Annotated in this window: 15 protein-coding genes; 9 read left to right on the top strand and 6 right to left on the bottom strand. The window is 68.8% G+C overall.

Features of this window, described 5'->3' with window-relative positions; genetic code table 11:
- Positions 1-348: 348 nt before the first annotated feature.
- The 5 genes from VKV26_25810 to VKV26_25830 all read left to right on the top strand — a co-directional run bounded on the left by VKV26_25810 (position 349) and on the right by VKV26_25830 (position 4937).
- The gene (locus VKV26_25810; GenBank protein ID HLZ73336.1) at positions 349-1929 is read left to right on the top strand and encodes a hypothetical protein; all 1581 of its coding nucleotides are present in this window, start codon (positions 349-351) and stop codon (positions 1927-1929) included.
- 130 nt (positions 1930-2059) lie between these two features.
- The gene (locus VKV26_25815; protein ID HLZ73337.1) at positions 2060-2479 is read left to right on the top strand and encodes a hypothetical protein; all 420 of its coding nucleotides are present in this window, start codon (positions 2060-2062) and stop codon (positions 2477-2479) included.
- Between the two features lie 2 nt (positions 2480-2481).
- Positions 2482-3369 carry a DnaB-like helicase C-terminal domain-containing protein gene (locus VKV26_25820; GenBank protein ID HLZ73338.1) on the top strand — a complete coding sequence of 296 codons (888 nt, stop codon included), beginning with the start codon at positions 2482-2484 and terminating at the stop codon, positions 3367-3369.
- 3 nt (positions 3370-3372) lie between these two features.
- The gene (locus tag VKV26_25825; protein HLZ73339.1) at positions 3373-4410 is read left to right on the top strand and encodes a toprim domain-containing protein; all 1038 of its coding nucleotides are present in this window, start codon (positions 3373-3375) and stop codon (positions 4408-4410) included.
- A gap of 164 nt (positions 4411-4574) precedes the next feature.
- Positions 4575-4937, top strand: coding sequence for a hypothetical protein (locus VKV26_25830; protein ID HLZ73340.1), 363 nt, complete (start codon positions 4575-4577; stop codon positions 4935-4937).
- Here the strand turns inward: VKV26_25830 and VKV26_25835 are convergent, their stop codons facing one another.
- The 4 genes from VKV26_25835 to VKV26_25850 form a co-directional block, all read right to left on the bottom strand.
- The gene (locus VKV26_25835; protein HLZ73341.1) at positions 4938-5165 is read right to left on the bottom strand and encodes a hypothetical protein; all 228 of its coding nucleotides are present in this window, start codon (positions 5163-5165) and stop codon (positions 4938-4940) included. It lies immediately after the preceding gene.
- A 70-nt stretch (positions 5166-5235) separates the two neighbouring features.
- Positions 5236-5442, bottom strand: coding sequence for a hypothetical protein (locus VKV26_25840; GenBank protein HLZ73342.1), 207 nt, complete (start codon positions 5440-5442; stop codon positions 5236-5238).
- Between the two features lie 22 nt (positions 5443-5464).
- The gene (locus tag VKV26_25845) at positions 5465-5818 is read right to left on the bottom strand and encodes a hypothetical protein (GenBank protein ID HLZ73343.1); all 354 of its coding nucleotides are present in this window, start codon (positions 5816-5818) and stop codon (positions 5465-5467) included.
- A gap of 92 nt (positions 5819-5910) precedes the next feature.
- Positions 5911-6390 (bottom strand): helix-turn-helix domain-containing protein, encoded by a 480-nt coding sequence (locus VKV26_25850; GenBank protein ID HLZ73344.1) that lies wholly within the window; start codon positions 6388-6390, stop codon positions 5911-5913.
- Between the two features lie 294 nt (positions 6391-6684).
- On the opposite strand from VKV26_25850, the gene VKV26_25855 reads away from it, so the two are divergent.
- The 3 genes from VKV26_25855 (at position 6685) to VKV26_25865 (ending at position 9431) form a co-directional block, all read left to right on the top strand.
- Positions 6685-7572, top strand: a complete 888-nt coding sequence (locus tag VKV26_25855; GenBank protein ID HLZ73345.1) for a tyrosine-type recombinase/integrase — start codon at positions 6685-6687, stop codon at positions 7570-7572.
- A 108-nt stretch (positions 7573-7680) separates the two neighbouring features.
- On the top strand, positions 7681-8520 hold the full coding sequence (locus VKV26_25860; protein HLZ73346.1) for a DUF4352 domain-containing protein: 840 nt from the start codon (positions 7681-7683) through the stop codon (positions 8518-8520).
- Between the two features lie 701 nt (positions 8521-9221).
- Positions 9222-9431 carry a hypothetical protein gene (locus VKV26_25865; protein ID HLZ73347.1) on the top strand — a complete coding sequence of 70 codons (210 nt, stop codon included), beginning with the start codon at positions 9222-9224 and terminating at the stop codon, positions 9429-9431.
- Positions 9432-9519: 88 nt separating this feature from the next.
- On the opposite strand, the gene VKV26_25870 is transcribed toward VKV26_25865, so the two are convergent.
- A complete protein-coding gene (locus VKV26_25870; protein ID HLZ73348.1) occupies positions 9520-9789 on the bottom strand; it encodes a hypothetical protein in 270 nt (89 codons plus the stop codon).
- 12 nt (positions 9790-9801) lie between these two features.
- Positions 9802-10158: an SWIM zinc finger family protein gene (locus VKV26_25875; protein ID HLZ73349.1), complete on the bottom strand. Its 357-nt coding sequence runs from the start codon at positions 10156-10158 to the stop codon at positions 9802-9804.
- A 177-nt stretch (positions 10159-10335) separates the two neighbouring features.
- Between VKV26_25875 and VKV26_25880 the strand changes: the two genes are divergently transcribed.
- Positions 10336-10551, top strand: coding sequence for a helix-turn-helix domain-containing protein (locus VKV26_25880; protein ID HLZ73350.1), 216 nt, complete (start codon positions 10336-10338; stop codon positions 10549-10551).
- Positions 10552-10853: the final 302 nt, after the last annotated feature.

A 10853-nucleotide genomic window follows, 5' to 3' on the forward strand; every position in this document is an offset into this window, starting at 1 on the left:
AGCCGAAGGTTTTGCGTGAATGGGCGAAGGCGGTATGCCCCCGCGTGAGCGTGAGCGGGTGATGTGGCACAAAATGGCCAAAAAACCGTTGCCGGCGCTCCATCTGTGCGCAGCGCCAACCGGTAAAACAGGCGGGAACAAGCCGTTTCGCCAGTCAGCCTGAAGATGGGGAGCGTGAACGAGCATCGGGCAGAGCAGGGTAACGGGACGGCCAATCAGTCGGATGATGCTGAGACGACCACAGCGTTGACACTAGGACCATTCACCACGAACGACACGCCGTTACCCTCGTCCGCAGGCCGCATGACTCCCGCACTGACCGCGCCACCACCACTCGGCGCCGGTGCCATGGTTGTCGAGATCACCGCGACCGCAACCGGCGCCGACCTTGGAGCTGGCGCCCTCGCCCCGCGCGCCGGTGAGCGTATCGCCGACGCGATTGCCATCGTGCTGCGCGCCTGGTGCACCTGGTACTCGACGCCAGCGGTACAGCGTGAATTCCTCCCGGGTCACTCCTGGGCGATCATGCGCGACGACTGGCTGCCCTCGCCGAACGATCGCAACCCATCCGAGCGGCCCCCGTCGGACGATCGCAACCCATTCGAGCTGCCTCTGCCCGAGCAATACAGACGGCTGTTGGCCTCCGGCCTGCTCACGTTTGTGACCGCCCCTTCCGCCGGCGCCATCGCTGACTTCCTGCCGGCCGGTGGCCTCACCGGCACCTGCAACGGCGAGCAGATGACGGTGCCCACCCCGCTACCCGCGCCGCCGCAGGAGCGGGAGCGCACGGGCGGACGCCCGCGCGGCAGCAAAACGGTTCACGTCTCCAAGACCCTGGCCGGCGTGCTGGAAATGCCGAGTGATGGCGCCCTGGCGTTCGGACTGCAGGCGATCGGCGCGCCCCTCGCAGCGTGGAAGCCGGAGCTGCTGGGCCGGCCGGAGTATCGCTCAGAGCGCGGCCACATCAACGGCTCGGTGATCTATCTCCGTCCCGGCGAGGAGCGCATGAGCACGCCCGCCGTCCCGCAAGCCATCTGGGAGGCAGCCTGCGCAGAGCTGTGGGAGGGCGTGGCGACGCTCGGCCCTGCCGATATGCAACTGCTGATGTACCTGTCCAACGAGTGGATGGCGTTGCCACAGGCCACCGATGGTATTCGACTGACCGCCACGGCGTACGCGGGAGCGCGAGGCCTCAAACGAGAGTGGGCAGCAGCTCGCGGGCAGCGCAACCGCGACGGATTCAACGCCGCGGTGCATAACCTCGCTTCGCTGGACCTACACGCCACGGTTGCTGTGCGCGTGAAGGGGAAACACCGTGAAACACAAGTCATCCGGGGGCGGCTGGTGCTGGCCGAGGCGATCGGCGGCGTCTATACCGGCCCGCTGGAAGGCTTCGACGGGCCGCGGCGCGCGGATGTGACAGCCTGGCGCCTCGTGCCCGGTATCGCTTGGCTGGCGAGCCGCGACTTGCGGCAGATCGGGCGCTACCCGGCGGCACTGCTGGCGCTCGACCCGTACCGCAAGGCGCTGCATATCAAGCTGGGGGCCTATCTCGGCTACCAAACCGCCGTGCGAGCCAGCAGCGGCACGCTCGCACAGCCGCTCTCCGTGGGCGCCATCCTGCACGGCATCCATGAGCTCATCCCGGAAGACCATCGCGCCCTGCACAAGTTGCGGGAGCGGTTTGAGAAGGCCCTCGATGAGCTTGCAGCACAGGGCATCCTCACGTCGTGGCAATGGGAACGCAAGCCAGGGCGCGGCCGCGACGGGTTCACATACGCCACGATCGCCTTCGTCTACCACGATGCCAGCGTGCGAGCGCACGCGGAGCACCATAAGGCCGCGCGGCGTGCGCTGGGCTCGCACGCGGTGCAACGGCTGCTGCCGGAAGGCCACTCGGAAACTAGCCTATCCGGTGACGGAAACTAGCCTATGAGGTGACATTTTAGGTTCAAAACCGGCCTCTAAAGGTCCTAAAGGACCTAGCGCCCAGCGCCGCGCTTTTTGGGCGCGGCTGGGCGGGTACCGTGAACGAAAAGCCGCCACGGAGTACCCGCCCATGTTCGAGCGTCTCTCTCCTGAGTCCGCCTCCGCGAATCCCGCGCCCGGCGGCGCCTACTCGCTCGCCTCCCTCGCCGACCTGGCCCGCGCCGTGCAGGCGCTCTGCCGCGCGGCCGCCCGCGAGATCGCGCCGTATGCCGTGCCGTCCGACCCGGCCGACCATGCGGGGATCGCGGCCTGCCACGCGGCGGACAGCGCCGAGCGCGCCGCCCAGCTCGCTGCGGTGCTCGCCGGCCAGCTCACGGCGCTGAGTGACCCGCCGGCATGGGCGCCGCCTGACGGCTGGCTGCCGTTTGCGCCGAACGCCGGCGCCGCCGTGCTGTGTACCTGCGACGGGGGCGCGTCGCTCGCCCGCGACGGCGGCGATTGCCCGTTCTGCAGGCTGCCGCTCACCCCGAACCCGGTGGGGGTGCGCTAACGATGTTCACTCGCACCGCTGCTGAGTCCGACCCCACAAACGCCCCGCACCTGGCCCGCCTCGGCGACCTGCTTTCCGAGTGGGAAGCCGATGCGCTGGCGGCGCATCAGGCGCGCGTCACGCAAACCCCGCGTGGCGCCGTGACCGGCCTTCCCGCCCTTGACCGCGAGCTGGGCGGCGCCCTCAGCAGCGGTCTGCACATCCTCCACGCCGGGCCGGGCGCGGGCAAAACCGCGCTGGCGTTGCAGGCCGCGGCGAGCTGCGGCTGCCCGGCGCTCTACGTCTCGGCGGAGATGGCGCGCCTCGAACTGTTCCGCCGGCATACGGCGCGTGTGACCGAAACGTATCTGGGCCGGCTCCGCTCCGGCGAGCTGCTGCCGGCCGACTCGCTGGCGCTGGCCTGCCGGGCGGCCGCCGCGGCGCCGCAGCTCGCGATCGCCGACGCCACCACGGCCCCGGCGGCGCCGGCGTGGATTCGCGCCGCGGCCGAGGTGACGCGCGGCGATAGCCCGTACCTGCTGCTGGTGATCGATTCGCTGCACTCGTGGGCCGACGCGATCGCCGAGGGCGCGCCGGAGTACGAGGCGCTGAATGTGGCCCTCAGCGCGCTGCGCGGCCTCGCGCAAACCCTCAGCTGCGCCGTGCTGGCGATCGCCGAGCGTAACCGCGCGAGCATGACCAGCGGCGGCCTCTCCGCCGGCGCCGGCAGCCGCAAGCTGGAGTACGGCGGCGAAACGGTGCTCGGCCTCTCCCGCGAGAAGGACACGCCGCCCGACGCCGCCGGCGAAGTGGAAGTCACCCTGACCATCGAGAAGAACCGCAACGGCTCCCCCGGCCGCAAGCTACCGCTGCGCTTTCACGGCGCCCTGCAACGGTTCCGGGAGCCGTAGCCGGTGGCCGCGGCGGCCGAGCCGCTGACGCTCGCCGACCTCGAAGCGGCCGACCCGCACGCCCCTGCCGGCACGCGGGAACGGCGCTTCTGTTGCCCGCTTCCAGCCTGTGCCGGGAAGCCGCAGGACGCCGCACACCGCACGCTCTCCGTGAACGTGCGGACGGGCGCCTGGCACTGTTTCCGCTGCGACGCACGCGGCGTGCTGCGCGAGCACTGGCGCCCACCCCCGGAGCGCCGGCGTACTCAGCTCCGGCGCGCCTTCGCTCTCGACTCGGTGCCGGCCGCTTCGCTGCCCGCTGCACGCGCTGTAGTGACCGAGAACCGGCCTACGGCGGGCGAGACGGCTCAGAAGACGCCCTTCGACTGGCGCGCCGCCTACGACCACGCTGAGCCGCTGCCCGCGTCCGTTGGCGCACGCTATCTGGCCAGCCGCGGCGTGCCGGTGCAGCTCGCAGAACAGGCCGGCGTACGACACGCGCCGCGCTGGTACGGCCGGCCGGCAGTGCTCTTCCCGGTGTGCGACGCGGCGGGTCAGCTCGTCGCCGTCAGCGGCCGGCACCTGGACGGCGGCACGCCCGCCGCGCACACCGGCGGCGCGAAGTCGCAGGGGCTCTTCGCCACGCCGGGCGCGCTTAGCGCCGCGCGCGTCGTGATCACCGAGGCGCCGATCGACGCGCTCAGCCTGGCGGCCGCCGGGGTGCCAGCCGTCGGTCTGTGCGGCACGAGCGGGCCAGACTGGCTGCCGCAGTCGTGCGCCTTCCGTGCCGTTGCGGTGGCGCTCGATGCCGACGCTGCCGGCGATGCGGCCGCGGCGAGGCTGACGCCGGCGCTCGTGGCACTCGGCGCGACCGTCGAGCGCTGGCGCCCATCCGCCGGCAAGGACTGGAACGAGCTGGTTGCGCGGCACGGGCTCGCCGCACTCGCCGCGGCGCTCAGGCCGCCGGCCGACTGTGCTGACTGCGGCGGGCCAACCGCCGGGCCGCAGTGGGGCCGCTGCGGCGCATGTCTCGACCGGGTAGCGCGTGGCGGGGCGGCATGACGGCCGCTGCCCGGCAGGCGCCTCGAAGCGCTGGTAACGGCGCACGGCAACTGCGACAATTGCTCAGAGTGGTGATCAGGACTGATGCGACACGGCCGCGGCCGTGTCGCATCTGCCGCTACCCAAAAGCCGTTTTCAGGCCGTCTAAACGGAGCGCAGCAACGATGAAGAGCACCAGCGGGCGCAACGGAACGGGCCAGTTCACCCCCGGCAATCCCGGCGGACCCGGCCGGCCGCGGCGCGAGACGGAACGCGCCTACCTGAGCATCATCAGCGAGGCATGCCCGCCGGAGACGTGGCGGCAGATTGTCGAGCGGGCGGTTGACCGGGCGAAGTACGGGGACGCCAAAGCGCGCGAGTGGCTGGCGTCGTATCTGGTCGGCAAGCCGGCGCGCAACGCGACCACGCTGCACGCGCTCGCGGTTGAAGCAGAGGCCGGTTCGGACCCGGTAGCCCTTGAGGCGAAAGCGCGCCGCGGACAGGACCAGATGAGCGACCTGCTTGCGGGAGTCAGCGGCCTGGGGTGACTACGCGGGTAGTGGTTGCCGCCGCTGCCGGGCCAGCTCAACGAGCTGCGCGCCGCCGGTGATGCCCTTGCTCGTGCCGTCGTCATGTACAGCGATGAGCGTGAACAGCGCGGCCGACTCGTCGCCGTTCGCGTCCACGGCTTCGAGGACAGCCGCCAGCGCCTCGGCTTCGGAGTCGAACTCGCCGATCACGTTGCGACTCTCGGTGTCCCACAGTTCGTAGATCATGACTGGTCGAGACACGGAAACGCCCGGCTCGTACATAGGCCGGGCGCTCTCTGCTCTGTTCCGCGCGCCGCTACGCCGGGACCGCTCGGGCGCGGTCGATAAGTTCATCGCCGCGAATCGGTGGGCGGGACCGGTCTGCGGGACCGATCGCCCAATGAGCAACGGCGCGCTCACCGTACTTGTCGATCGTGGCGTGCACGAACTCCAGCGCCTCACGCTCCGTGGCGCACTCGTCCACCACGTTGGCGTCTTCCAAGTCCATCACGATGTAGGCCACAACTGGCCTCCACTCACCGCCCTTACGCGGTGGCCTCCTCTGCCGGATGCACCGATTCTACACAGGCGAGTAAGACATCCGCAGTGGCCCAGAGTGTGAAATGGGCCGGATCGTTCGACGTTTGCTTGTAAGTAATCGACGGATTCTGCGCGACCCGTAGGACGGCGATGTACTCGCCGTGGCGAAACTGCCAGTAGGCGGCGCGGTCGCGCGCGTGTTCCAGCGAGTCATAGACGCTCACGCCGGTGTGCAAGCCTTCTGCCTGCGCCTTGCGCCCGGCAGGTTTCCCCTGTTCGGCATGGGAGAGAAAGTCGCGTTCAGTGGGCGGGTCGCTCTGGACAATGCGATAGAACGTGCGGGGTTCGGGTGCTTCCACGAGCTGGGCTCCACAGGCTGATCTCGGCGGGTGTTTGCCTGCCCTGCTTGTTATCGTCAGTCCGTGCGCCGGCGCCGTCGCGGTTCTCTGCCTCAGCGTCGCCAGAATCGCCACCACACCCGGCGCGCCGTCGGTTGTTGCCCCGACTGCGGCCGCGCAGGCCGATTCTCGTGGCTCTCAGCGTGCGTGGCGGCGTGCTGTGCGGTCGCAGGCAGCGTGTTGTACGTCGTCTCGACCGGCGGCGCGATCCGCCCCTGCGTTGCCAGCAGGCCGAGCACCTGGCCTTCGGCGGCCTTCAGGCGCTCAAGCAACTGTGCGCTGTTCTCCTGCTCGCGCCTGAGCGCGGCCTGACTCTCGGCGAGTGCGGCCAGCAGCCCGGCGATGGTGTCCGCCTCAGCCTGCGTATGCAGGGGTGTATGCGTTGCATCAGCGTGCGTACGCGGCACGTCTACCAGCACGCGGCCGCGTTCATCCTTACGCGCCGCCAGCTCGCCGCGGCGGATGCGACGCCTGATCGTCTCGTGATGCACGCCCAGAGCGGCCGCCGCTTCGGGCACGGTCAGCTCAGCCATCGGCGCGTCCTGCATACGCACCTGCATATGCATCGCATACGCCCGCATATGCTAGGATTGAATGCAGCATAAGCAACGCTATGCCGCATTCACAAGCCGCAGGTGCTCCCGCGATGGCAGACGCTCCCTCGCCCCGTCCTCCGCGTCCGAGAAGCGAGGCGGACTTTGCCGCCCAGCGCGCGGCCTGGCGGCGGCTGTGGGACCACCTGTTAGCGCCGCCAACGCCTGAAGAACTTGAACGCTGGAAGCGGGAGACTCCCGACCCAGCGCCCGTTATCACCGAGGATGAGCAGCATGACCGCCACCCTGACCCCGATACCGCCCACACCTGAGCGCGCGCTCGTTGCAGCCGATAGCGCCGAAGACCGCCTGATCGCGCAGTGGCTCCACGGCCGCAGCCTGCACACGCAGGCGGCGTACCGCACGGCTTGGCGCGCCTTTCGCGCCTGCTGCACCGCGCCGCTCGATCACGTGACGCTCGCCGACCTGCAAGCGTGGGCAGACCAGCTCGCCGGCTGCGAGCTTGCGGCGGCGTCGCAGGCGCTGCGCCTGACCGCATTGAAATCGCTCCTCACCTTCGGCCACACGCTCGGCGTGCTGCCCGTCAACGCCGGCGCCGCACTGCGCGTACCCGGCCGCCGTTCCCGCCTGGCCGAGCGCATCCTGCCGGAAGCCGACGTGCACCGGCTGCTCGCGCTGGAGACGCAACCGCGCAACCATGCCTTGCTGCGCCTGCTCTACGCGAGCGGGCTGCGCGTCTCGGAAGCCACAGCCCTGCGCTGGCGCGACCTGCAACCCGCCGGCGACGCCGGCCAGGTCACGGTCTGGGGGAAGGGCGAGAAGGAACGCACGGTGCGGCTGCCGGCCGGCGTCTTCGCCGAGCTGCTGCGGCTCCGCGGCGACGCCTCAGGCGATGCCCCGGTCTTCCGCTCGCGCAAACGCGGCGGGAAGCTTTCCAGCTCGCAGGCCGAACGCATCGTGCGCGCGGCCGCGCAGCGGGCGGGGATTATGGCGCCTGTCTCGCCGCACTGGCTGCGGCACGCACTGGCGTCGCACAGCCTTGACCGCGGCTGCCCGATCCACGTCCTGCAACAGACGCTCGGCCACAGCAGCCTTGCCACCACGAGCCGCTACAGCCATGCACGACCGGGCGACTCTGCCGGCCTCTACGTCGCAGTGTAGAAGCAGCGGGCATTATCTATATCGCGCGGCGATATCTCTGCCATATGCTGCACAGCATCAGGTTCCGTGTGCCACGGCACGGACTGCTCTACATGGAGGCACCCCGCCATGCAGCACGACGAAGAGATATCCGGTTCCTTGACCGATGGAGGGCAGTACCGCGTCACAAGCTACATGCTCGAGCTGACCAAACCCGACGGCAGCATTGCCGGCACGATGGACGTAAAGGACATGCGCGCCGTCGATCGCAAGGGAAGCACGGTCAGTGTGCGCGGTCGCACTGGGCGGGTCTACCCGATTGAGGGCGCGACGCTTGACGACGCCGGACGACTCGAAACGGCGTTGCGGTCGATCATCAGCGCCAATGGCCAGACGGCAACCGTACAACGCGGAGGCGGCGCCGTCGGCAAGATCATCGGTATCGGATGCGGCGGATTCGTCCTACTCGCCATCGTGGTGGGCATCGTGGCCGCTATCGGTGCTTCCAGTAAGACGAATACCAACAAGTCTGTAGCCGGTCAGACCGGGGCAGGTGCAGCAGCTTCGGGATCGCAAGCGGGGGGCCGCTCCTCGTCCACGCTTTCCAGCAATCAAGCGCAGATCGGCGACCTCCTGTTGACAGTCAATGGCACCCAACCATATGCAGACCAGATTTTTCCAGCGGAAGCTGGCACGCACTACATTGCAGTGGACATCACTGCACAGAACACCGGAGGGAAGACATACAACCTAAATCGGCTCAACTTCCACCTGAAAGACTCCGCTGGCTTCGCCAACACGCCGGCTATTACTGATGGACCGACACCACAACTCAACTTCAACGATATGGTACCGGGGCAGAGCGTTCGCGGCTTCATCGTGTTCAAGCTTGGCGATGGGCGCACTCCGACTGAACTGCAATATCAGTCATTTACTGGCACGGCAGGCACCATCAAGATCACGCAGTAGGATGCGCTGAATCGGCGCGTTGCAAAACAACGCAGAACAAGCGCGGGGCAGGTCTGTAAAACACACCGAAACAGGGCGGATGCGGCCAGCGCTGCGGCGTAGCGGCCGGTCAGCTCCGGCGCGACTACTCCTCCTGTGAGCGCTCCCACGCGAGCTGCCGCGCAAGGCACCGAGCGTGCCAGAAGTTCATCCCGCCGTCCGTTTGGCGGAAGTCGGGATCACTTTTCGAGAGCGGCTGACCGCACCCACTACACATCACATCGCATCGGGAAGGTGTCGGGTAGGCATCGAGTAAACCTCAAGGGCATGTGGTACGGGGTATCCGTGGCCCTCCATCCAGCATGAGCGGCTTCGCCTCGCCTGTCGCGAAAAGTTGTTGCTGCGGTGCTAAACAGCACGGAACAGCAGCGAAGCCGCGTGGCGGCAGGCCATTGCTAGCAATCGCAGATCAATGGCCACACCGGCTCAGGCCGCCTGATAGCCGCCCGCCGCATCGTGTACACGGTCCGGCCAGTCGCGGCACTCACCGCACAACCAGCGCGGCAGCCCATCGACCATGCGCCGGGCTTCCTCGGCGCTGAGGCTGTCCATGTCTGACGTGGCGCCCAGCGCCGCCGGCCGGTGCTCACAGGCCCAGCTCGCGCCGCAGACCGGGCCAGCTCCGGCGCCGTTGGGGCGGCGGTGTAGTGGAGCACCGCGTCATGCCACAGCGCCCGTGCCTCAGCAATCACCAGCTCGGCGGCCGCAAGCCGTTCGGCGAGGCGGTCGCGTTCGGCGCGGCAGCGCGCCAGGGCGGCCGCAGTGGGGGGTGCGTTCATGCCGCCTTCCTCCATGCGTCGGTTGTCTCCGGCAGCGGCGCCGCCGTGCTGCCCTCGCGGCGGCAGGCGCCGCAGCGGATGAAGACGGGGTAGGCGCCGGCGTAGGCGGCCATTAAGACGCCGCGGCCGCACTTCCGGCAGGGGACGCGCTTGCGCGGACGCGGAGCGGTAGGCTGTGCACTCATGCCGCCCGCCGTTCCGTCATGCCCTCGCGCAGCAGCGTCGTCAGCGCCGCGTGCCACACGTCGGCGGGAAGCGGCCGCGTGCCGCAGTTGGCGCAGACTTCGGCGCGCCCCCACGCCGTCCAGTGGCGCGGGTCGCAGTCGAGCAGGCAGAGCACGGGGACGGCGGCGCCGGCGTGGCGGGCATCGCGCAGGATGCCCGCCATCTCGGCACAGCGGATAACCAGTTCCTCGAAGTCGTCGGTGGCAAGGGTGCTCATCGTCGCCATCGCGTCATCCCTCTACGCCGCGCGGCGGGCGCGGCCGCCGATGGAGAACAGCTTGCCGGGGATGTACGTGCCAGCGACGAGGAAGGCCGGAGCCGCCGGGGTAGGCGGCTCCGGCTCGGTCACGGGGACGATGACGGCGGCGGGGCGGGTGTAGAAGGCGGGGAAGCGCTCAAGGGCCGTGCTGACGTGATAGCAACGGCCGTACCGGCTGAAGCCGATGCAGGTGCAGCTCGTGGTGTCGCCCAGCTTAACCACGTAGACGGTGCGGCCGTCGGAGCTGAGCGCGTGGACGGCGCCGCTGTCCGGGTGCTGATGGAGCCGAGCCACCTTCGCGACGCTAGACTGGCGGCGGGGGGATGCGGTGGTCATTTCACCCTTCCTCTCGTTGGGCCGGTTGGGTGTCCTACCACCCGCCGGCCTGTTTCTTACATGGCTATCATATCACTTCGTACAACATAGTCAAGCGTAATAGGCTGTTATGGTCAACTTTGCCACCATATTGCTATACTTCGTGGTATGCTGGACTCGGAGGGTTCAGCGATGGTGATGACGATGGCAACAGCGCGCGATCTTACGGTGAAGGAAGTCGCCGAGCGGCTGGGCACGCACCCGGAGACGGTGCGGCGCTGGCTGCAAAGCGGCCGGCTGCGCGGCTACCGCCCCGGCGGCGACAAGCTCGGCTGGCGCGTGCGGCGGGAAGACCTGGAGCAGTACATCGCCGTGCGCACGAACGCGCCGGAAGGCGAGGACAACAGCGAATAGCCGCGCTGCCCAGCGATGCCCGCCGCGCGCGTGAGGCGGGCCGGCCCGATCGATGTGTCATGGGTGCGACATCTGCGATGGCCCGTGCACATGAGCAGGTGGTTTTTGGCGGCAACCGATACTGCCGTGCTGGTATGTCCCCGCGTGAGCGGGTGATGTTTAGCCGAAGGTTTTGCGTGAATGGGCGAAGGCGGTATGCCCCCGCGTGAGCGTGAGCGGGTGATGTGGCACAAAATGGCCAAAAAACCGTTGCCGGCGCTCCATCTGTGCGCAGCGCCAACCGGTAAAACAGGCGGGAACAA

The organism is Dehalococcoidia bacterium (assembly GCA_035310145.1).
Classification (GTDB): domain Bacteria; phylum Chloroflexota; class Dehalococcoidia; order CAUJGQ01; family CAUJGQ01; genus CALFMN01.